Origin of the sequence: Maribacter chungangensis (assembly GCF_042676845.1) — a bacterium.
Classification (GTDB): domain Bacteria; phylum Bacteroidota; class Bacteroidia; order Flavobacteriales; family Flavobacteriaceae; genus Maribacter; species Maribacter chungangensis.
The window spans coordinates 24,624-47,998 of record NZ_JBHTHY010000005.1 but is presented as its reverse complement, the minus strand read 5'-3'; the positions used below and the strand labels follow the sequence as shown (position 1 = coordinate 47,998).

The 23,375-nt window shown below is 40.1% G+C and carries 16 protein-coding genes; 1 reads left to right on the top strand and 15 read right to left on the bottom strand.

The genetic code is table 11. The features are described 5' to 3' along the window. Nucleotides 1-86: 86 nt before the first annotated feature. Both ACFQZJ_RS07775 and ACFQZJ_RS07770 read right to left on the bottom strand, forming a co-directional pair. The gene (locus ACFQZJ_RS07775; RefSeq protein ID WP_379933627.1) at nucleotides 87-1,088 is read right to left on the bottom strand and encodes a glycosyltransferase family 2 protein; all 1,002 of its coding nucleotides are present in this window, start codon (nucleotides 1,086-1,088) and stop codon (nucleotides 87-89) included. 12 nt (nucleotides 1,089-1,100) lie between these two features. Next, nucleotides 1,101-1,547, bottom strand: coding sequence for a type I restriction enzyme HsdR N-terminal domain-containing protein (locus tag ACFQZJ_RS07770; protein WP_379933625.1), 447 nt, complete (start codon nucleotides 1,545-1,547; stop codon nucleotides 1,101-1,103). A gap of 26 nt (nucleotides 1,548-1,573) precedes the next feature. On the opposite strand from ACFQZJ_RS07770, the gene holA reads away from it, so the two are divergent. Next, complete coding sequence (gene holA / locus ACFQZJ_RS07765; RefSeq protein WP_379933624.1) at nucleotides 1,574-2,575, top strand: DNA polymerase III subunit delta; 1,002 nt, start codon at nucleotides 1,574-1,576, stop codon at nucleotides 2,573-2,575. 108 nt (nucleotides 2,576-2,683) lie between these two features. Here holA and ACFQZJ_RS07760 read toward each other — a convergent pair whose 3' ends face one another. The 13 genes from ACFQZJ_RS07760 to pta all read right to left on the bottom strand — a co-directional run bounded on the left by ACFQZJ_RS07760 (nucleotide 2,684) and on the right by pta (nucleotide 23,237). Continuing rightward, nucleotides 2,684-3,061 carry a DoxX family protein gene (locus ACFQZJ_RS07760; protein ID WP_379933622.1) on the bottom strand — a complete coding sequence of 126 codons (378 nt, stop codon included), beginning with the start codon at nucleotides 3,059-3,061 and terminating at the stop codon, nucleotides 2,684-2,686. 1 nt (nucleotide 3,062) lies between these two features. Further along, nucleotides 3,063-5,342, bottom strand: a complete 2,280-nt coding sequence (locus ACFQZJ_RS07755) for an aminotransferase class III-fold pyridoxal phosphate-dependent enzyme (protein ID WP_379933620.1) — start codon at nucleotides 5,340-5,342, stop codon at nucleotides 3,063-3,065. A 160-nt stretch (nucleotides 5,343-5,502) separates the two neighbouring features. Further along, the gene (locus ACFQZJ_RS07750) at nucleotides 5,503-7,914 is read right to left on the bottom strand and encodes an alpha-ketoacid dehydrogenase subunit alpha/beta (protein ID WP_379933618.1); all 2,412 of its coding nucleotides are present in this window, start codon (nucleotides 7,912-7,914) and stop codon (nucleotides 5,503-5,505) included. A 157-nt stretch (nucleotides 7,915-8,071) separates the two neighbouring features. Further along, the gene (locus ACFQZJ_RS07745; RefSeq protein ID WP_379933616.1) at nucleotides 8,072-10,921 is read right to left on the bottom strand and encodes a metalloprotease; all 2,850 of its coding nucleotides are present in this window, start codon (nucleotides 10,919-10,921) and stop codon (nucleotides 8,072-8,074) included. Between the two features lie 8 nt (nucleotides 10,922-10,929). Beyond that, nucleotides 10,930-11,616: an LOG family protein gene (locus tag ACFQZJ_RS07740; RefSeq protein WP_379933614.1), complete on the bottom strand. Its 687-nt coding sequence runs from the start codon at nucleotides 11,614-11,616 to the stop codon at nucleotides 10,930-10,932. Nucleotides 11,617-11,660: 44 nt separating this feature from the next. Then, nucleotides 11,661-14,498 (bottom strand): excinuclease ABC subunit UvrA, encoded by a 2,838-nt coding sequence (uvrA, locus tag ACFQZJ_RS07735; RefSeq protein WP_379933612.1) that lies wholly within the window; start codon nucleotides 14,496-14,498, stop codon nucleotides 11,661-11,663. Nucleotides 14,499-15,014: 516 nt separating this feature from the next. Then, the gene (locus tag ACFQZJ_RS07730) at nucleotides 15,015-17,066 is read right to left on the bottom strand and encodes a hypothetical protein (protein WP_379933610.1); all 2,052 of its coding nucleotides are present in this window, start codon (nucleotides 17,064-17,066) and stop codon (nucleotides 15,015-15,017) included. Between the two features lie 311 nt (nucleotides 17,067-17,377). Further along, nucleotides 17,378-17,545 carry a hypothetical protein gene (locus ACFQZJ_RS07725; RefSeq protein ID WP_379933608.1) on the bottom strand — a complete coding sequence of 56 codons (168 nt, stop codon included), beginning with the start codon at nucleotides 17,543-17,545 and terminating at the stop codon, nucleotides 17,378-17,380. 13 nt (nucleotides 17,546-17,558) lie between these two features. Next, the gene (locus ACFQZJ_RS07720) at nucleotides 17,559-17,903 is read right to left on the bottom strand and encodes a TfoX/Sxy family protein (protein ID WP_379933606.1); all 345 of its coding nucleotides are present in this window, start codon (nucleotides 17,901-17,903) and stop codon (nucleotides 17,559-17,561) included. A 215-nt stretch (nucleotides 17,904-18,118) separates the two neighbouring features. Next, nucleotides 18,119-18,493, bottom strand: coding sequence for a VOC family protein (locus ACFQZJ_RS07715; protein WP_379933604.1), 375 nt, complete (start codon nucleotides 18,491-18,493; stop codon nucleotides 18,119-18,121). 72 nt (nucleotides 18,494-18,565) lie between these two features. Further along, nucleotides 18,566-19,381: a DUF6597 domain-containing transcriptional factor gene (locus tag ACFQZJ_RS07710; protein ID WP_379933602.1), complete on the bottom strand. Its 816-nt coding sequence runs from the start codon at nucleotides 19,379-19,381 to the stop codon at nucleotides 18,566-18,568. Nucleotides 19,382-19,530: 149 nt separating this feature from the next. After that, nucleotides 19,531-20,715 (bottom strand): acetate/propionate family kinase, encoded by a 1,185-nt coding sequence (locus tag ACFQZJ_RS07705; protein ID WP_379933600.1) that lies wholly within the window; start codon nucleotides 20,713-20,715, stop codon nucleotides 19,531-19,533. Between the two features lie 428 nt (nucleotides 20,716-21,143). Beyond that, a complete protein-coding gene (pta, locus tag ACFQZJ_RS07700) occupies nucleotides 21,144-23,237 on the bottom strand; it encodes a phosphate acetyltransferase (protein WP_379933599.1) in 2,094 nt (697 codons plus the stop codon). Nucleotides 23,238-23,375 lie beyond the last annotated feature (138 nt).

Below are 23,375 nucleotides of genomic sequence, written 5' to 3'. Positions count from 1 at the left end.
TATTAAAAGATTTGTTATTTACTGTGTTTTAGTACTAATCAACTTCAAATTTATACAAATTGTGATATGTTAAATCTCTCTGCTAGTTAATCTTTTACTAAAATGTTAAACTTCTTTACTCCATGTACGAAATAGGACCATACTATGGACGTTGTTGCATAGTACTTAATTGTAAATATAGCTTTCTCCCGCTTCTTTAGCATTTTGGGCAGTTGCCTATAAAAACTAAGATGCGCCCTTAAAATAGCGAAACAGTGTTTAAAGCGACCTTGAAGAATAAAGCGTAGTGCAGCTACCCCATCTAAAAGTAGCCGGACAAAAATAATGGCAAACCCTATTCTTAAGGGAAGATTTTTGGTGATGGAAAAGAGCGAGTTCCTAAAGTTAAGATATGTTTTTTTTGGATTCATATTGCTTAAGGTAGAGCCGCCAAGGTGATAAACGTAAGATGCCCCGACATAATATATTTTATGCCCTTTGTTTTTTGCCCGCCAGCAAAAATCAACTTCTTCTTGGTGGGCAAAATAGTCGGAATCAAAACCATCTAAAGCTCTAAATACCTCACTTTTTACGAACATGCAAGCTCCAGTGGCCCAGAATATTTCTTTGACGTCATTGTATTGGCCCGTATCTTGTTCCAAGTGCTGAAATATTCTACCCCTGCAAAAAGGATATCCCAGTTTATCTATATAACCTCCTGCGGCCCCTGCATATTCAAAGTGGTCGGGTTTTAGTAGATCTAATATTTTGGGCTGTATAACACTTGCTTCGGGTATATGTTCAAAAGCTTGGATGACAGGTTCCAACCATCTCTCGGATACCTCTACGTCAGAATTCAATAAACAAAATATATCCGCTTTCACCTGTTGCAAAGCTTCATTGTAGCCTTTGGCATAGCCGCCGTTACTACTGTTCCGGATTATTTTTATGCTCGGGTAATTGTCTGTTAAGAATGATATGGAGCCATCTGTAGAGGCATTGTCAGCCACATAGATCTCAGCATTGGCAGAATAGTTTATAACCGATGGCAAGAAACGCTCCAAAAGCACTTCTCCGTTCCAGTTGAGTATGACGATAGCGATCTTCAAACCGATCGCAAATTAACGGCTAAATTCAGGAATCTCCCGTAAAAACTCATATTTTTCCTCTTTTTTGAGCATCTGACAGTAAAAATGCTGCAGCCCGTTGGTCACCATAAGAAAGGTGGCATCAAGCTTAAAATTGTACCTGGCGATCTGGTCGAAGGTATCCTGATTGATTTTTACCTCGGGGGCCTTACACTCTACCAGTAAATGAATGCTGCCGTCCGCATTAAAAACGACGATATCGTATCTTTTTTTTAAGCCGTTCACTACAATCTGTTTCTCTGTATTGATATGGCTAAGAGGGTACTTTTTTTCTAGAACAAGATAGTTTAGTACGTGCTGGCGCACCCATTCTTCCGGCGTTAGCCGAACGAACTTTTTCCGCACTAGGTCAAAGATGAAGGGCTTATTTTGTTTATTTTTGAGCCTGAAGCTGTAGCTGGGAAATTGTAACGGTTGCATGACACAAATTTCATCATTTTTTCCGAATGGACGAAGCATTACAAATTGTAAACGATATACGTAAGGGGATTTTAAAACCTATCTATTTTTTACATGGTGAGGAACCTTATTATATAGATAAGATTTCTGATTATATAGCCAGCAAAGTGCTCACCGAGGAGGAAAAAGGCTTTAATCAAATGGTGCTCTATGGAAAGGATGTTAGTATTGATGATATCGTAGGAAATGCCAAGCGCTATCCTATGATGGCAGAAAAGCAAGTGGTTATTGTAAAGGAGGCCCAACATCTCTCGAGGACCATAGAAAATTTGGCCGCCTATGCCAAGAATCCGCAACAGACCACCGTTCTTGTAATTTGCTACAAATACAAGAAATTGGACAAACGCAAGCCACTATACAAAGCGGTTAAAAAAAACGGGGTAGTTTTTGAAAGTCAGGTTTTAAAGGACTATAAGATTCCGTCATGGATTCAAAAAACGGGAAAGCAAGTAGGTTTTTCCATTCCACAGAAATCTGCCATGCTTTTAGCGGAACATTTAGGAACCGATTTGGGGAGAATTTTAAGTGAACTTAACAAATTAAAGTTAATGCTACCGCAAGGCATAGAGATCACTCCGGCCCACATAGAGGAACACATTGGTATTAGTAAGGACTATAATAACTTTGAACTTAAAAAGGCCATCGGCGAGCGTAATATGTTGAAGGCGACCAAAATTGTCAATTATTTCGCCCAAAACCCTAAGGACAATCCGTTTGTGCTTACCGTTACCATGCTCAATATATTTTTTACCCAGTTGCTTCAGTACCACGGTCTAAAAGACCATTCGCCAAAAAATGTAGCTTCCGTGTTACGTATTAATCCTTATTTTGTGGACGAAATGCAAACCGCCGCCCGAAACTTTCCTATGAAAAAAGTGAGTCAGGTAATTTCCCATCTACGAAAAATGGACATGAAAGGAAAGGGATTGGGCGCTACCAACATAAATCAGTCCGATTTGTTAAAAGAACTTATCGTAAAGATTTTTTAAATTAACCAAATAAGTTACAAGCCGGTAAAAGCCGTAAGGCTCTTGTTCGAACATCGATACACGCTACACTACAAACCTAATCTGTTAGCGACTAAAGGGCATTAGTGTTTATTTTCTGTCAATACTAAACTTACCGGGCCCAAGCAGGGCTATGGTTATAAAGGAGACCAGGAACAAGAGCGCTTTTTCTTTTGTTCCTAATGGGTCTGCGCTGTGTACGATAAATGCGGCGACCAACATGGTAATTATGACCGGGATACTAGCAAACCGTGTCTTGTAACCTATAATTATCAAAATAGGACAAATAAATTCACCAATTACGGCAAGAAATAGAGAAGGGGTAGCGCCAATTCCAATAGGATCACCAAATTCAAAATTGCCAGAGATAAGTTTTTGAAATTTTGGAAGACCGTGGGTGATCATTAGAACAGACATGGAAATCCTGAAAAAGGCAAGCCCAATATCTTTTAAGGGGGAGGTGTTCATATTATTTTTTTTTATTCTGTTTAAAATTATCAATTTTTATTGTCTTATCTAAAATTATTTTCAATTGATTTATAAGTTCTGCGCTATTTGTAAGATTAAAATACAAGGGCGGCTTTATTTTAAGCACATTGTCATAAGGGCCATCTGTGCTTATCAATATGTAATTTTCACGTAAACTATTTTTTATGGTTTGTGCTAATGCGGTATCAGGGCTACCATTAGGCCGTATTATTTCTACCCCTAAGAACAATCCGCTCCCTCGAACGTCCCCAATTGCCTTATACCTTTCTTTAAGTGCCGAAAGTTCATCCTTAAGGTAAGAGCCAACTTCAAATGCATGCGCTTGCAGCCGATCCTCCTCAATGACGTCCAAAACGGCTTCTCCTATGCCACAGGAAACCGGATTACCGCCAAAAGAGCTGAAAAACTCCATACCGTTATCAAAACTTTCCGCAATTTCGCTTGTCGTTACAACGGCCCCAATAGGATGTCCGTTCCCCATAGGTTTGCCCAATATCACCATATCCGGAACTACGTTGTACATTTCATAGCCCCAAAAATGTGATCCTAGTCGGCCAAACCCTACTTGTACTTCATCGCTGATACAAATACCGCCTTGCGCACGAATTTTAGGATAGACCTCTTTTAAATAATTCTGGGCCAAAGGAACCTGGCCGCCACAGCCCACAATTGGTTCTGCTATAAATGCCGCTATGTTACCTTCTTCATCTGCAATCTGTTTTTTTGTAATATCCGAATAATGGGCGCTGGCTTCCGACTCCGATTCAAAACCGCAACCATAAACCTTGGGCATTGGGGTCTGTAGAATATGTTCCATTTTCCCCTTTCCGCCCTTGTGGTTGTATTTGTAATGACTAATATCGATACCGTTTTGGGTATTGCCATGGTAGCCGTGCTCCAAAACCATCACTTTTTTCTTGTTGGTATGGGTTTTGGCCATTCTCATGGCAAGATCACTTGCCGCACTGCCGGAGTTTACAAAAAAGACCTTATTGAGTTGAGATGGAAACTTGGATAACAGCTTCTCCGAATAGGATAGCAGTTCTTCGTACACATAACGGGTGTTGGTGTTTAAACGCGCCATGGTTCGCTGTCCTGCTTCCACAACCCTGGGGTGGCAATGACCTACCTGCATAATATTGTTATAAGCATCCAGTATGGTATTGCCATCCGTGTCGTACATAAACTGGAATGCAGAGCGTGACATTTGAATAGGTTCCGTATAACTTAAGGATAGTGCATTGCTTATATTTTTTGTTCTTCTATTAAGCTGATGTTCCAAGGTTTGCTTTTCCGTTTCGTTGAAGCCGCAAGCTTTTCTAAACGTGTCTTTAACAAGAATAGGATTAATGCTCAGCCATTTTCGCAATAAATTCCAAGCCGGTTGCTCGCTAATGGTAATATAATCCGAATCAGGTTTCTGTTTTTTGGTGTGGGCCGAGTTACATACACTAGTACATAATCTGGCCGCAATTAGGTAGTATAACGCATCTAGCTCCAGTTCTTCCAAGGGAAGTACGGAATTATAGGCCGATACTACTGTTTTTGCCACCATTAACGGATTTTTTTCACCCATCATCACATACGTAAGGCCTATGGCAAGTTCGTTAATGAGCCACGTGTGGCACATATCACCAAAATCGATAACTCCCGTAACTTTTCCGTTCGTAGTTAGTATGTTCCAATCGTTGGCGTCGTTATGTATCGTGCTTTTACGAAACCGATGTTGGACAGGAGTGATTTGCTCATGGAACTGAATAAAAAAATAACGAACTATGTTGCGATCTTTTGTATCTGGGATATCATCCAAATATTGACGGTTGTTCGTGAAATGTTTTAAATCCCATAGGGTTTCCTTTGCGCTGATCACTGCATCATAGTGCCCTAATAGGGTTTTGTCTATTGTTCCCATAGCAGTACCAAAAGAACGTTGTAAAGCCTCATCTTTATCAATTTCAGCTAAAAATTCACCTTCGATAAAGGGTAAGAGCCGGTAAATGAAACCATCTACTATGGTATACGTGGAGTTTTCCAATGAATTGATGCTCTTTGAAAACTGTAAACCTGGTATTTCTTGCAGTTTCCCTGCCACGGTATCCTCGGCTTGTAAGATAGCAAGCGTCTCTTCCGAATAGGGATATTTTTTTAAAACGAAGGTGCCCGAGTTGGATGTTACCTTGAAATTTACGCTTTCATAACCTTCTAAAGCGTTTAAAGAACATGCATCTATTGCGTAGTATTTCTTTAGAATAGAATCCATTTTTTGGTGATTTTGGTCGTTTGGAACAAAATTACTCGTTGTAAACGAAAAATGGTATGAATAAATACGTTTTACTTGGAAAATAACAAGAAATATGATTCTTATACTGGAATCAACATTTCTGTAAATACGTTTACAAAAAAATTATAACCGATTACTATTACCTCAATTTTGGATAATCAAGTGGATTTGCTTCATGGATGATGTCATACACTTTTTCAAAAATATCCTCTGCATTCGGTTTGGAAAAGTAATCTCCGTCCGTTCCATAAGCGGCCCTATGTGCTTGTGCGGTCAAGGTTTGTGGCGCGCTATCCAAGTAACGGTAGCCCTGCTGCTTTTCTACAATTTCGTTTAGGAGGTAGGCGGCGCACCCACCTGGAACGTCTTCGTCTATCACCAAAAGCCGGTTCGTTTTTTGAATACTCTTGACTACATCGTGGGTTATGTCAAAGGGAAGTAGGGTCTGCGCATCGATAACTTCTGCATCTATGCCTACTTCCAACAATTCCCTGGCCACTTGTGCTACTATTCTTAGTGTAGAACCATAGGAAACCAATGTTATATCGCTTCCTGTCTTTATGGTTTCCACAACGCCAATAGGTGTGCAAAATTCACCTAAATTATTAGGTTTGGGTTCTTTTAAACGATAGCCGTTAAGGCTTTCTATGACCAATGCGGGCTCATCACTTTTCATTAGCGTGTTATAAAAACCTGCTGCCTGGGTCATGTTTCTTGGTGCCAATATATACATGCCTCGCAGCAAGTGTATGAGTCCCCCCATTTCGGAACCGGAGTGCCATATCCCTTCTAATCGGTGCCCACGGGTTCTTACGATCAACGGTGCTTTTTGCTTTCCTTTTGTACGATATAGCAATGTTGCCAAATCATCCGTTAGGGAAGACATGGCATAAAATATATAGTCCAAGTACTGAATTTCTGCAATGGGCCGTAAACCTCTCATTGCCATGCCAATACCTTGGCCAATTATGGTTGTTTCCCTTATGCCCGTATCCGCTATTCTAGTACTTCCATACTTTTCCTGTAAACCTTCCAGACCTTGGTTTACATCACCTATGACTCCGGTATCCTCTCCAAATATCAAGGCATTTGGATACGTGTTAAATAGTTGGTCAAAATTATCCCTAAGAATAACACGTCCGTCTACTTTTTCCGTATTTGTAGCATAAGTGGGTGCAATGGCTTCTATATTGGTCGCCCTATTTTCGTTGGGACTGTATAGATAGGAACTGAATTCTGGTTGCGCTTCGGCAAGAAAGTTTTCTACCCAGTGTACCAAGGCCTGTCGTTCCGGTGTCGCTTCCCCCAAAAGGTAGCGCAGCGATTTTCTGGATGCGATGGCCAAATCTTTTAATATAGGTTCTTCAACCGCTATAAGATCATTTTTCAGCTTGGTCAAAAAGTTCTTATTGGGACTTTTACTTGCGGCCGAATGCAAGAGCTGCACAAGACTTTTTTTCGCTTTAATATTTTCTTTTAAAAATTCTGCCCAGGCTTCTTTTTTGGCTTCGCGCACGGTTCTCTTCACCTGCTTTTCCAAGTCTTCCAATTCTGAGGCGGCCGCAATTCCGGACTCCAATATCCACTCTTTGAACCGTTTGTTGCAGTCATTGTCGCGTTCCCATTCCAAGCGCTTATCGTCTTTGTAGCGTTCGTGGGAACCGGAAGTGGAGTGTCCTTGTGGTTGGGTCAGTTCGGTTACGTGAATGATTACCGGTACATGTTCCTGCCTGGCAATATCCGAGGCATTTTCGTAGGCATGCATTAAGGCGGTATAGTCCCATCCCTTAACTTTTAATATCTCATAACCCTCATGTTCCTCGTCGCGCTGAAAACCTGATACTATTTTTGAGATGTCCTCTTTTGTAGTGTGGTGTTTAGCGGGTACGGAAATTCCGTATTCATCGTCCCAGATACTTACGACCATGGGAACTTGTAGTACACCTCCCGCATTTATGGTTTCCCAGAACATTCCTTCGCTTGTACTTGCATTACCTATGGTTCCCCACGCCACTTCATTACCGTCATCTGAAAATTTGGCACTATCCATTCCTTTCTCCTTTCTATATACCTTTGAGGCCTGGGCCAATCCAAGCAACCTAGGCATTTGCCCCGCGGTACAAGAAATATCTGCGCTACTGTTTTTCTGTTGTGTTAGATCTTTCCATGTACCATCCTCGTTAAGGCTGTAGGTAAGAAAGTGACCTCCCATTTGGCGACCGCCGCTCATGGGTTCCAGTTCCATGTTGGTGGTTGCGTATAGGCCATGAAAAAAATCCTTTGGTCTTAAAAGCCCTAAGGCCATCATAAACGTTTGGTCCCGGTAATATCCGCTTCTAAAATCCCCGTCTTTAAAGGCTCTTGCCATTGCCAATTGAGGCAGTTCCTTGCCGTCTCCAAAAATCCCGAATTTAGCCTTGCCGGTAAGTACTTCTTTTCTACCCAAAAGACTACAAGCCCTGCTTAGGATAGCTATTTCGTAGTCTTGAAGAATTTGTGCCTTAAAATCTTCAAAGGAAATATCGTTGCTTGTTTTGGAAGAGACGTTCATAGGCCATTTTGTATGATTGCAAAAGTACTTAAACAAAAGGGTTTTTGCAATGCTACAACGTCAATATTGGTTGAGATATTACTAGTTTAAGCAACAAATAATTATGTATTTGTTAATAATTGCTTAATAATAAAGGGTTTTGTTGCGGATATGAAACCTAAAACCAAGTCCTGGTAAATAAACCTGTGAGTGTTCTGGGGCTCACCGTAATTATAAAACGGATTTTCTCCCCATAGTTTGGTTGGCCTACTTCCCAGCCATTGTTGGAGTGAACGGGGAAATACAGCTCAAAGAAATCGGTTACCAGGTTTAAACGAATACCGGAATCATAAACAAATTTTGCTTTTGTACCGGAATTTTTTACTAGCCCGGCATCACCGTAAACCTCTATCCATCTCCAGAGATTAATACTAGAGTTTACAGTGGTCATCCAATTATCGGAAAAGCGGTATTCTTCGTCCAAAAATGACTTAAAACCACCTTCGGCAATAATGAGTTGTTGGCTGTAGATTCCCGAATCTTCCGATTGTCCCAAATAACTATAATCAAACAGATAGTTTGTTGGCCTATCCAAGGCAAAGTTAAAGAAGTTGGTATCGGTGTTGTTGCTCAAAAATTTACCAGCAAAGAATCTAAGATTGAATTGTCTGTTACTTTCAAAAAGCTTTCGGTACTCATATTCGAAGGCCACTTTACTAAAATTGCCTGCCAACTGAAAATCAACAGACCACGAATTATAATCCAGTATGCCATTATGCCTGTTTAAATATCTGGCATTAAACACGCTATAATCTGGGTTTTCGAAGTCGTTGGCCAAATCCTGTATACTTTCGTCAAAATCACGAAGAATATTAATATACCTAAAGGTTAAAAATTCCCGCTTATCGGACCTAAGGTCATCCGGTCTCCAACCAAAACTTAAGGAAGGTGTTACCGAAGTTGCCCTGGAGTTTACGTTAAAATGGGAAGTGGAAGCGGAGATGCCATAGTTAGAAACATAGAGTCCGGTTTTGTTCAAATACTTCCGATAGTTGAACCTTCCATACCCTACAAAAGCTTTTTCCCTAAACGAATAGGAGGGGGCGAAATCGTAGACAAAGGGCCGTTCCAAAAATGTTTTGTTATAAAGCCGCATACCTGGTGTCCACCCATCATAAATATTAAAGTTTAACACAGGTACGTAGAATACTTGGTTGTAATTTGGATTTTCTGAATCCTTGAAGAATGTAAAGTGCAGTTTTTTGTTGCTTGAAAGAAAACCACCGAGTGACTTCCAATTATCCCGTTGGTTGAACTCAGGTATCTTTTGATCGTAGTTCAGAACTAATTTGTCTTCCTCCTTATTTGGAACGGTAAATGTTTCGACCTCTTTAATATCGGAAAACCAATATTTAGAAATAACGCTATCATTCTTAAGTCCGAACATGGATATAGGTACATTGGTACCTGCCTTATTTTTTATACTAACGGCAAGGGAATCACCAAGTTTTTCAACTTTTTTTATCTTAAAGTCTATTCGATTGTCAGACGCTATGTATTCTTCAAAGAACCAGTTGATATCTTTTGTGGTTGCCCGTTTTAGGATAGACTCAAAATCCTTGGTGCTTACTTTGTTTAATTGGTAATACGTAAAAAAGGACTTAATGCTTTCGTCCACTTTTTCCTTACCTACGTAATTGGCCAAATAGGCCAGTCCCAGACCGGCCTTGTACTTATTGGCTATTTTTTGATTGAATTTGATCAGGGAATCGTTGCGAACCGTTAGGGCTTGATCTCTGTTGCTTCGCGCCATTAGGTTATACAAAAATGCATATTGATCATTGAAATCCATTTTTGCCAGGTTAAAGCTACGTAGACCCCAGATACGCGATAAGTTCCCAAAGAGTTTTTGATCGGGATAGTATGCTTCTACATAAGCGATCATCAAATAATTGGCTATTGCGCTATTTAACCATTGTTCACTTCTTGGGTCTAAAAAGAGGGTTTCCTTGAGCATACTGTTCAATGCCGTTTTCAGAAATTTCATCTCAAATTGAAACTGCTGTTCGTATGGTCTTAAGAAGGAGGGTAATAGGTTGAGACCAAAAAGAGGGTCTTTGTTATAATCCAGTTGGCTTACCAATAGTTTTTTATGGGGATAGTCCCCCAGATTCTCATGAATGAAATCCGTTATCCTGTTTATACTGATGCTTTGTTCCATAGAACTGTACCGTGGCGCGGAAATATCTGTTTCTATGGTTAGCGTAGGCGTTATATGGGTTATGAAATCGTCAGTGGTTCTTAAGATCAGTTCAGCACTTTTTTGTTTTTCTCCCGTTATCTGAGCGAATTGTGAGTTGGGAAATTTCGATTCTGTTCCTATTGTTAAGTTGGATGTTAAATAAAGGCTGTCCGGATAGTTAAACTCTATGGTCGTTTTGGTAATATTGGTGTACAGGTCCTCTAAGTCCTTATTTGCGTATAAACGCCACTTACCGTCGTATACCGCCGGGGTGAGGTACCAATCCTTTAAGTAATAATTACCCCTATTGTCATATCCGTAGGTGGTAAATTTATCCGAGGGTAGTTTCACTTTATAGGTAATGAATATTTTGGTGGTCGTCTCCGGCGCCAAGGGTTTGTTTAGCCTAATTTGAACAATATCTTCTCCCGGAGCCCGATCCCATTGCAAGCCGTTATATTCATTATCTACTACACTGATAATATTGGTGAAGCCGCGTTCACTATCCTTTGCCAGGTGCAGACTTTTTTTAAACTCTTCACCAAAGCGTTTGGCCAAGCCAGTGTTTTTTTTGGAGTAGGCATTGGCCCAGTCATTAAAATACAGAATACCGAGGCTATACCGCGAGTCGTTATAATAGGTGTATTCTTGTTTAATATCCAGTTCCTTGGTATACTCGTTTAGGCTTACCGAAAGCTTTGTTTCGTATTGGGCAAAGACGGGTACGCCCATCGCTAAAAGCAGCAATAAGCCTAATAATCTGATATATTCGGGAACTATTCTCAAGGAATTTGTTAAAAGTTAGGACTCAAGGTATGTCCTTTGTAGAACGAATCTATAATTTCTACGACCTCTTCGGGCGTATCCACTACCTTGATCAAGTCTAGGTCTTCTGGGCTTATGGTACCTTCTTTCAACATAATATTCTTGATCCAATCCAACAGACCGGTCCAAAATTCACTTCCCACTAGAATAATAGGGAATTTTCCGATTTTATGGGTCTGTATCAAGGTAATCGCTTCAAACAACTCGTCCAAAGTGCCAAAACCACCTGGCATGACCACAAAACCTTGGCTATATTTGACGAACATGACCTTTCTTACAAAGAAATAATCAAAATCCAAGCTCTTGTCATCATCTATGTAGGGATTGTCATGTTGTTCAAATGGAAGGTCTATATTAAGGCCTACCGATGTTCCCCCGGCTAAATTCGCCCCTCTATTTCCCGCTTCCATAATACCCGGGCCACCACCTGTGATTACGCCGTAACCCGCTTCGGCAATACTTTTGGATATCTCTACCGCCAATTGATAATATTTGGCATCCTCTTTGGTCCGCGCAGAACCGAACACGGATATACATGGGCCTATCTTGCTCATCTTTTCAAAACCATTGACGAATTCGCCCATAATCTTAAAAAGGGCCCAAGAATCGTTGGTCTTTATTTCGTTCCAACCTTTATGATGTTTTTCTGATCTCATATTGTTTATCTATCCGTGCCTAACCAAAAATAGGGCCAGGGGTACTATTTAATATTCATTTCTTTTCTCAAAAATTCTGCCGTGTGGCTTTTTTTGTCCTTACAAATCTGTTCTGGGGTTCCTTTGGCCACCAATTGGCCACCCGATCGGCCACCTTCATAACCGATGTCTATAACATAGTCCGCCAGTTTTATCACGTCAAGATTATGCTCAATGACCAAGACCGTATTTCCTTTGTCCGCCAATTTGTTCAAAACTTCCATTAAAACCCGAATATCTTCAAAATGAAGTCCTGTTGTGGGTTCGTCCAAGATATAAAAAGTATTGCCGGTATCCCGTTTAGATAGTTCTGTGGCCAGTTTTATACGTTGTGCTTCTCCGCCCGATAAGGTGGTAGACTGTTGGCCCAGAGAAATATAGCCCAGCCCCACATCTTGTATCGTCTTTAACTTCCGATGAATTTTAGGGATCAATTCAAAAAAGGCGACCGCTTCGTCGATGGTCATTTCGAGCACATCGGCAATGGACTTGCCTTTGTAGCGAATCTCCAAGGTTTCCCGGTTAAAACGTTTTCCGTTGCAGGTTTCACATTCTACATAAACATCGGGAAGAAAATTCATTTCTATAACGCGTAAACCACCACCTTGACAGGTTTCACATCTACCGCCTTTCACATTAAAGCTAAAACGGCCGGGTTTGTAGCCTCGAATAGCTGCCTCGGGGGTTTTGGTGAATAACGAACGTATTTCGCTAAATACCCCGGTGTAGGTTGCCGGATTGGAGCGTGGCGTACGACCTATGGGCGATTGGTTAATGTCGATTACCTTATCTATGTGTTCCAAACCGGTAATCTTCTTGTACGGCATTGGTTTTTTAACGCCATTAAAATAATGGGCGTTCATGATAGGGTAGAGGGTCTCGTTGATGAGGGTAGATTTACCACTACCGGAAACACCGGTAACCCCGATCATTTTACCCAGTGGAAACTCTACCTTTATATTCTTTAGATTATTTCCGGTACAACCGGAAAGTACTATTTTTTTTCCATTGCCCTTTCTTCGTGTTTTGGGAACTGCAATTTCTTTCACACCTGTTATATAATCCGCAGTTAGGGTGTGGTGATTTTTTAATTCGTTCGGAGTACCCTCGGAAATGATTTCCCCACCATGTTTGCCCGCTTTGGGGCCTATATCTATTACGTGGTCCGCACATAGGATCATATCCTTATCATGCTCAACGACAATTACGGAGTTTCCAATATCCCTTAGGGATTCCAAGGATTTTATGAGTCTTGCATTATCCCGTTGGTGCAAACCTATACTGGGTTCGTCCAAGATATACAGAACACCTACCAGCTGCGAACCTATTTGGGTCGCCAATCGAATACGTTGTGCTTCGCCACCGGAGAGGGATTTTGAACTTCTGTTCAACGACAAATAATCCAGCCCCACGTCCAAAAGGAAGCGGATACGGGTACGGATTTCCTTAACGATTTCCCCGGCGATCTTCAATTGATTGCCTTCCAGTTTTTGCTCCAATGTTTCAAAAAACTCCGCCAGTTCCGAAATATCCAGATGGGCGACTTCGGCAATGTTCTTATTGTCTATTTTAAAATTCAGGGATTCCTTTCGTAATCGGGCGCCATCACAGGTGGGACAGGTGATTTTGTCCATGTACTCCTTGGCCCATCTTTTTATGGAGGTAGACTCTGCCGCCTCAAACTGACTCCTAATGAAATTGGAGATACCTTCGTAATCGATTTTATAGGTTCGCTTTACACCAAGTGCCTTTGAATCCACTTCAAAACTTTCAACTCCACCATACAACAATACCGACATGGCTTCGGCTGGAATTTTATCAATGGTATCCGTTAATTCAAAGTTGTAACGTTGCGCTATGGTCTCAATTTGCTTAAAAGCCCATGATTTCTTGTATTCACCCAAAGGAGCTATGCCTCCGCCTTTAATCGATAGTTTTTTATTGGGAAATATCTTTAGTTCGTTAACCTCGTATACATGTCCCAAACCACTGCAATGGCTGCACATACCCTTAGGCGAGTTAAAGGAAAAAGTATTGGGTTCGGGAACGGGGTAGGAGATGCCCGTGGTAGGACACATCAAATCCCTACTAAAATATCTTGGTTCCGACGTGCCTTCTTCTAGAATCATCAACACGTTGTCTCCACTGTACATGGCCGTATTTATCGTTTCCGAAATACGCTTGTGCAAGTCTTCCGTTTCTACGATTTTTAGTCGATCTATAACGATTTCTATATCGTGGGTCTTGTAACGGTCCACTTTCATGCCCTTTACAATATCCTTGACCTCGCCATCTATACGAACCTTCACAAAGCCTTGCTTGGCGATTTGCTCAAAAAGTTCCCGGTAGTGGCCTTTTCTGGATTTTATGATAGGCGCAAGTACGTTAATTTTCTTACCGCGGTAAGATGCAATGATGAGCTCCTTTATCTGCTCATCGTTATAGCTTACCATTTTCTCGCCGGTATTGTAACTGTGCGCGTCTCCGGCACGGGCAAAAAGCAAGCGTAGGAAATCGTAAATCTCGGTAATGGTACCTACGGTGGACCGTGGCGATTTGGACGTTGTTTTCTGTTCAATGGCGATAACAGGTGAAAGTCCATCGATTTTATCCACATCCGGTCGTTCCAGACCGCCTAAAAACTGTCTGGCGTAGGCCGAAAAGGTTTCTATGTACCTCCGTTGACCCTCGGCGTAAATGGTATCAAAGGCCAAGGAAGATTTTCCACTGCCGGACAAGCCCGTAATCACCACTAGTTTTTCCCTAGGGATGGTAACATCTATATTCTTTAGGTTGTGCACGCGAGCGCCCTTTACCTCTAAATTTTCTTCGTAATTGATCATGTAGTCATAGCAAGGTTGCAAAAGTACAATAATGAGTGTTAATTACGAATTGTAGTTGGGTTGTGTTTTTGGATGTTCGAATACTTTGGACAAGTTTCTTTTCTAATGTGCGCTACCGCTCGTTTGTAACGAGTGGTATAACAATGTCGTTGCATATTGTATTTTAAGTTTACTGTTTAAGGATTGCTTGAGCGTTGTGGTTGGCTTACTATTTTGGGCACTAGTTACAAACTAGTGCCAGCGGGGGCAGCGGCTGCAAACTGGCGCTAGCGTAGCTAGCGGGTTTTTGTGGATAGTTGAATATTAAAGACTAGAAAAGTCAAGAATGGCCGCTACCACTTGTTTGTAAGGAATGGTGTACTGAGTAAGTTGCATACGATGTTCTAAGCATACCGTTTAAGAAGTACTTGATGGTTGTGGTTGGCTTGCTGTTGTGGGAACCAGTTGCAAACTGGCGCCAGCGGGGGTCATAAGTTCATAGTGGGTAATTCAGTTTACTGTTGTTTACTGGACTAGCTACTGAGATTTTTTTAACTCCTTTAATTCATTCGGTATTTTTAATTCAGACTTATAGCTCTTTATGTTGCTATGATTCCAATATTTGTCTTTTATTAAATACAAGACGATAGCTATAAATAGAAATGAAAATATTGATAATACATTGCCAATAATAAAATCAGCTTGCCAATTCTGAAATCTCTGAATAGCACCACTGATATTCCAATTTGCTTTGTAAAGTAGATAAAGTGCTATACAAATAAAAGAAGCAAGGCTTATAAAAAACAAAATCCAACTTTTTCTTCTCCATTTTCCTACTTCATTATCAATCCAGGCTTCTCGTTTTATTCTTCTTGACTCATTTTTTTCTTTTAGTAATTCACTTTTTAATTTATCATTTTCATAGCTTTTCTCGTCTATTATAAAATCAATTGACTTACTTTTTTGGTCATATTCTTTCTTACTTTTTTCTAAATTATCCGTTCTTACAGATAAATTATTGAACACTTTTTCCAGATTTTTTATTCTTGCGTCTTCTATTTCTTTTTGCTTTTTGGCTTCATCCTCTAAACGTTTAATAAATTCCTCTCTATTTTGCTCTGCAAGTAAATTTAATGATTCAATATCTTTAAGTTGTTTATTTGTAATCCTAGTTGCAACTCTAATAATATCTTCATCGCTGATTGTTTTTTCAGCATATTTATGAATATTGTCATCTAGTTCTCTCAAAATTTTTGCTTTTGGTAGATTCTGACTTAAAGTCAGAGCGATTGTTGAGGTAAGACCAATTTCGGCTAAATCGCCACCATTAATAGAATTCGTTATTTGTGGATTACTCAACCAAAGAATATTCAGTAAATCATCTGCTTTAATAGTTTCTGGTTGATACCCTTTTCGTAAATGAAAGTTTTCGCTTTCCAATGTAGCTGTGTTATTTACAAACCACGCATTAACCTTATCGAAATCTCGAATACGTTTATTTTTACGTTCTTTTTTGATGAATAGAATTGCCATTGCATCGTGTAATGCAGCTATTTTAGCTGACCTATATTTCTGCAGCGTTTTAAAGTCATCTGTGAATTTTGCTTCACTTTTTAATTTTTCTGTATAAGGGATAGTTAATATTCCAAATTCCTTTAGTGAAGTTTCAACATTATCTGCAATTCTTTCCAGATCTGTTTTAGTCAGATTTCTTCTTTCGCAGGCGTTATAAACATCTTCAGTGTTTACTTTTTTTTGTAAAAACGACTTATCAAAATACTCTGCCTTTTTTTCAAGTAAATTGGTTGTCTCATCTATTGTATCAATAAGAACTACAACCTTATAATTTTGTTGCTGTGCAATTTTTAATAAGGTTCTGCAAGTATGTGTGGATTCTGGAGTATTTAAATCTAATAAGCCAACGATAAAATTGGTATCTAATAGAAGCTTTACCTCACGTTTGGTTTCAGCTGGTGTATATTCAATATAACCAGATATAATTGAGCCTAAATAAATGTTTTTTATTTTTTCGTAAACTGCTGGGATACGTTTGAAAAAGCGTATAAACTGTGCTTCAGCGGTATAATCCTCTCCATTGACATTTTGATTGTGAGAAATGTATTTAGAAAGATTAAATTTATTTTTTTCGATAAACTTAAATATTGACTCGCTATTTTTTATATCAAGGTCTGAATTTTTGCAAAACTGCTCAAAAAACTGTTCTACTTCTTCAATATCCCTTCCTTGTGCTTCCAAAACATCATCGAATTCATCAAAAGTATATTCATTGATACTAAATGAAAGGTCTTTATGTAGTACAAAACGTGTGATTTCATCGTCATTTATCTCAATGCAAATTGCATCTAATACTTTCTTTAGAGCAGGAACAGGGAAATCTAATCCGTAAAGTTCATCGGTTATAGTTTTTATTTCTAGGATACTTTTCCCTTTATGTACGCCATTCGAATTCATATATGATAAAGCCCTTTTTACAAGAGGAATAAAAATATCTATTGGTCCTTTTGCTAAAGTTCCAGTATTTCTTATATGTGCTAATAAGCTATATGTGGTTGCTCTTTCTTTATTCATTAATATTTAATTCTGTTTTAACCTTCTAGCCAACCCTTAGGTAAGTGGCATTTCAAATTCATTGTATGGTTGTCTAGCAAAGTTCGCAGATTAAGAAACAGCATAAACCTATTACCAGTTTGGGTTTTCCACATTCTATCAACAATTACGTACGGGTATTTTAAGTTTATATCCCTAAACGTTGCGCATATTATTTATTTCCGCTGCGCTTTAATAAAGACATCAATGGCATCCGGCCGTTCGTTTACAAAAACGTAAGGAGGTGCGTCTGTCTTCGGTTTAACAGATGACTGCGGGAATGGAGGAGTTGGTTAAAAACCAACCTTGGGGTAATACCAAGGTATTTCGGTAATGCGCAAGCGTTTGGATGCGCCTTCTTCAACCGCATCAAACCAAATGGCTAACACGTCGGTATCCGGTTTAATTTCCGAACCAACGTCAATACCACGTTTGGTGATGGCACTAGCACGGGTAAGCATTTCGTTTTTCCAATTACTTTTTCTTTGAAGATTTCGCTATTTTATTAAAATCTAGACATAGGTTCACATAATATTCAAAGTCTATTCTTTTTTTAAACCCTTCTGGATGCATGTAACAATAGCCTTTGTATGTTTTGCCTCTCATAAGCATGGTTTCGTAGCCGTATTTTTCTGCTAGCTTGTCTTGGAGTTCAGGGTTGAAACGTAGCATTAACTTTTCTCCGCTAACACAAATACAGGTTTTGCCATGCACCATAAAATTTAAAACCCCGAACATTTCTTTTTCTTGCACTTCCAAGACAGGTACCTTGGCAAGATATTCTCGTAACCTGTCTACAAGTTTACTGTCGTACGCCATAGTTTAAAAGTTGTTATTCGTTACTAGATTAAGTGTTTAGCTGTTCCATTTAAAATAAAGGTTCAAGTATTTTTTCAATTGGAAACGAAGAATAAATAGAAGAATAGCCGATTTGCTCCTTAAGCAATACTCTCAAAAGGCTATTGAAATACTTGACTTTCCGATAAAGAATTAAAAAGTCAAGTATTTGAATCCGTATAAGGAACTAAAGGGAATTAGTTGCGGGAATGAAGGCCTATCGTATTGCCTTCGGTATCCATTAGCATCGCTACAAAGCCAAACTCGCCAATAGACATTTTTGGCCGGATCACCTTACCCCCAGCTGCTGTTACTCTAGCTTCTTCGGTTACGCAATCTTCGGATTCAAAATAGACCACTGTATTGTTGCCCTTGCTTGCCATGTCCTTATTTTCTACTAGGGCACCAGTGATGTTTAAGCCTTTATGGTCTGCCGGAAATGCGGATTGTTTTCCCCATTCAATTGGAAAATCGACCATTTGAATGTTGAATACAGTTTCATAGAATTTTTTTGCTCGGTCTAGGTCGGCTACATGAATATCGAACCAGTTAACAGGATTTACATTTTTCATTTGTTAGGTATTTTAAGTGAGCCACAAAGATGCAATCTGTTAGCAACCTAAAATTGTAAAAATGGGACAAGCCTATTTGGCACTATCAAAAATCAAGGACATTTTTAAATTGTCTCCGTAAAACTCTTTGGGTGTTAGACCCGTAAATTCTTTAAATTCCCTGATAAAATGGGCTTGGTCGAAATACTCGTTTTCGTAAGCCAAATCGGTGAGACTTTTAACGTCTTTGGTAAGTAACATTTTTAGGGTGGCCTGTAGTCGTATGGTTTTGGACAATTGTTTTGGGCTTAAACCAATATCCGATGAAAATTTACGGACCAATTGCCTACGGTTCACTTGGTTTTGTTGGGAAAGCTCGGTAACGGAAAGTTGTCCATTACCGGTTAAAATGGTTTCGATCGTAGATTTTACGATGTTATCTACTGTTTTGGTGTTTCGTAGACGTTTACTTAAAAAATCCTCTATTATCTCTATTCTTTCCTTGGTGGAGCTGGCGTTTAAAATAGCATCTTGCAGCACATGTCCATCTTTGCGAAACAATTTTTCTAAGGGAACAGCGGTATTTTCCATTTCTTTAATGGGAAACGTAGCAAAGGGTAAAAAGCCATTTGGGTGAAAACAAACGAAAAAAGTACCCGTTTCTCCTGTAGGCTCCACAATATAAGGACGGGTGAGTTGACCAATGACAAAACTTTTTGGCAGTTCTATGCTTGTGTCCTTTTCATCATAATGGTTATAGGGGTCCCTATAGTGAAAAATCATTTTCATACAGCCATCCGGTACAATCGTATTTTTTGTAGGTGCATCCTCTTTTGGAATCTCCAAGGTCCAATAGCATTTGATAAGTGGTGCTAGATCGGGATTTGGTTCAAATGTTTGATGAATCATCCTATTATATACCTAAGGCAATGTTCAAAGTGCGCTAAACTGTACCATTTCAATTATCCATTAGAAAGAAGTAATTGCAATTGGTTGTGTTACAAATATAAATTTTAGTTTGGAAACCTTATGTGTTTGGTTACGGTTAGGGAGAAAAATTACCCACAAACCTCAAAAGCCTGCTTTGCAATCTCCAGTTCCTCGTTGGTGGGAATCACCAAAACTTTAACTTTTGCGTCAGTTGTATTGATCTCCCGTATTAGACTGGATCGTTTTTCATTTTTACTATCATCCAAAGTAATACCAAAAAAATCCATATCGGCACACACCATTTTCCTGAGAATGTTGGAATTTTCGCCAATACCTGCGGTAAAAACTATAGCATCCAATCCGTTCATGGCAGCCGTGTAGGCACCAATGTATTTTTTAATTCGGTAGGCGTTCATTTCTAGGGCAAGTTGGCAGGCAGTGTTTCCATTTGCCGCCTCTGTCTGTATATCCCTAAGGTCACTATACCCGGTTAGGCCTAGCATGCCACTTTTTTTGGTAAGCAAGGTATTTACATCGTTTAAGGAATAACCAAGGGTGTTTACCAAGTGAAAAATAACCGCATGGTCTATATCCCCGCTACGGGAACCCATGATGAGTCCGTTTCCAGGAGCAAAACCCAGACTGTGATCCATACTTTTTCCGTTGACTACGGCCGTAATACTGCAACCATTTCCCAAGTGAATACTCAGGATTTTAGATTCTCGATTGTTGAGGTAGCCAATGGCCTTTTCGGTTACATATTTATGGCTAGTACCATGAAATCCGTAAACCTGTATGCCATGAGACTCAAACAGCGCATTTGGTATGGCATATTTGCGGGCTTTTGTAGGCATGGTCTGATGAAAGGCCGTATCAAATACGGCAATTTGTTTGGCACGGGGAAATAACTGCTCTGCAATGGTAATGCCTTCTAAATTGTGCGGATTATGCAACGGGGCCAAAGTAGCATATTCTTGGATTTCTTTCTTAACCGCCTCGGTAATCAAGGTGGTGGCGGCAAAGGAATCGCCACCATGCACTACGCGGTGTCCTACTGCGTGAATATCCGACCTGTTTTTCAGGACCCCTTTTTCAGGGTGCATCAATACCGATGCTATTTTTTCGAGACCTATTTTATGTGTGCTAATGAAACCTGTTTCATCAATTTCTTCGCTATCGGATGTATAGTTAAAAACCGCTTCATCGGAACCTATACGTTCTACCAATCCGGAACAGACCACCTTTTCCAAGGGCATTTGTATCAGTTGAAATTTGATCGAGGAGCTTCCGGCGTTTATGATGAGGATGTTCATGGTTGTTTGGTTGATACGTTACTGGGTTACTGGGTTACTGGGTTATTAGGTTATTATGTTATTGAGTTATTGCGTTACTGGGTTATTGTGTTACTTGGTTATTGCGTTATTATGTTATTGAGTTATTGCGTTACTTGGTTATTGCGTTATTATGTTATTGAGTTATTCGATTACCGTATCGATAGTGGGTAGTCTTTAGTGGGTAGGGGTTAGTGAGAAATCAATTGGCAATAAAAAAGGGTAAAAAATGACTACTGATAGTAACCGTTTGTTTTTTTCCGATCATATTCAACGGATACTTTTTTCTAATTTACTCATCACTAATTACTCATCACTAATTACTCATTACTAATTACTCATCACTCATCACTAAAATACAACAGCTGCCAACTACTACTTCAAACCACAGTCTACCGACGACCAACTATCTAAAACCCCTCCGCCTGTATGGCCGTAATTACTACGGTATTAAAAATATCATCTACGGTACAGCCACGGCTTAAATCGTTTACGGGCTTATTCAACCCTTGCAACATGGGGCCAATGGCCAAGGCTCCGGTTTCCCGTTGCACTGCTTTGTAGGTATTGTTTCCCGTGTTTAAATCTGGGAAAATGAATACCGTAGCCCTACCTGCTACTTGGGAATCCGGTAATTTGCTCATGCCCACTTTTAAATCTACCGCTGCATCATATTGGATGGGGCCTTCGATTTTTAGGTCGGGTCGTTTTTGTTTTACCATATCCGTTGCTTTTCGCACACGCTCCACATCCTCACCGATACCTGAGGCACCCGAGGAATAGGACAACATGGCAATACGTGGCTCTATACCAAAAGCGGTACTGGTATCCGCAGAGGAAATAGCAATTTCTGCCAGTTGTTCCGCAGTAGGATTGGGATTAATGGCACAGTCGCCAAAAACCGTAACCCGATCTGGCAGACACATAAAAAACACCGAAGAGACCAAGGAAACCTCTGGTCTTGTTTTCACAAACTGTAATGCGGGCAGAATAGTATGCTGTGTGGTATGTATGGCACCCGAAACCATTCCGTCCGCATGTCCTTTGTATACCATCATAGTGCCGAAATACGAGACGTCCGTCATTAGATCTTTTGCCATGGTAAGGTCCACGTTCTTGTGTTTTCGCAATTCGTACAGGGTAGTGGCGTAATCCTCAAAGTTTGGGGATTTCGCCGGTTCTACAATATGCACTGTATCCAAATCCAGATTAATATCCAATTTTGACAGTATTCCGGATATCTGCTCCTTATTGCCCAATAAGGTTAGTTCTACGGCATTTACTTCAATTAACTGTTTGGCTGCCCGCAAGATACGTTCGTCCGCTCCTTCTGGTAGCACAATATGTTTTTTATGTTGTTTGGCGCGTTTCAATAGGTTGTATTGGAACATTCTGGGGGTTATGCCATTGGCTTTGAACGTAATCAAACGCTCTGCCAGGCCTTCTGTAGGAACATAGGTTTCAAAATCACTTATCGCTGTTTTAATTTTTTCGGTGTTTTCTGCGTACATCTGCGATTTAATGGCTCCAATTCTGTTGGCCATGGCAAAGGTGCCGCCTTCTACCGAAATTATGGGAACAACATCGGATAGGCCTTCTATAAGTTTGGTTATTGCTTCTTCGGGGATTAATCCGCCGGTGAGAACGATTCCTGAAATAGAAGGATAGTTGGCCGAAATATTAGCTTGCAGGGCGCCTAAGATGATATCCGCACGGTCACCAGGCGTAATCACCAAACCATTTTCTTTAATATGCGTCAAATAGTTGCGCAACTGCATGGCACCTACACTAAAGCCATCCACTCTGTTGTTGATATATTTTTCTCCGAAAAGCACTTGTCCTCGCAAGGTTTCGGTAATCTCTTTTACCGACGGATTCGCAAGTATCGGATTCAAAGGAATAGCCGCGACCATTACCGTTTTTGGAAGCTGTTTTTTGAGTTCCCGAGTAACGTCCGCCATGTTCTGGCTCTGTACTTTATTGGCAATGGCTGCCAATACCTGTACACCCTTATCATCAAAGCTATCATAGGCTATTTGGAGATTTCCAACGAGACCGTCCATTGTTTTATCTACACCGCTTGCAAGAATTATAGCAGGAATACCTAAATTTTTCGCGATGACGATATTGATGTCGAATTCGATAATGGCGCCCTCTCCCGTAAAATTAGTACCCTCTACCAGTACAAAATCCGATCGTTCCTCTACCGCCTTGTACTTGGTAATGATCTTACCGATTATTTCATCGTCCTGATCATCGTTCTTCATACGGATTACTTCACTTCTGGTAAAGGCATAGGAATCGGAAAAGGGCACATCCAAATTAAAATAGGAAGAAATGGTGTTGATATGGTTATCTATCTCGCCGGGTTCAAAATCATCTATAATGGGTCTAAAATAGGATACTTTGGCAGCCTTGCCCAAGAGCAATTGCATGAGTCCGAGGGATATGATCGATTTTCCACTATTGGGCTCCGTAGTGGCAATATAAACAGCTTTGCTCATAAGATATTTTTGGAATTGCAAATTTAGCGGTTTAATTTACTTTGACATACCCACTTTTTGTTTTTTCATATAATCCGAAGCTAGCTTAACCGGTTTGGCCAGTTGTTTAAAAATAGTGCTGCTTTTGGCAGTACACAT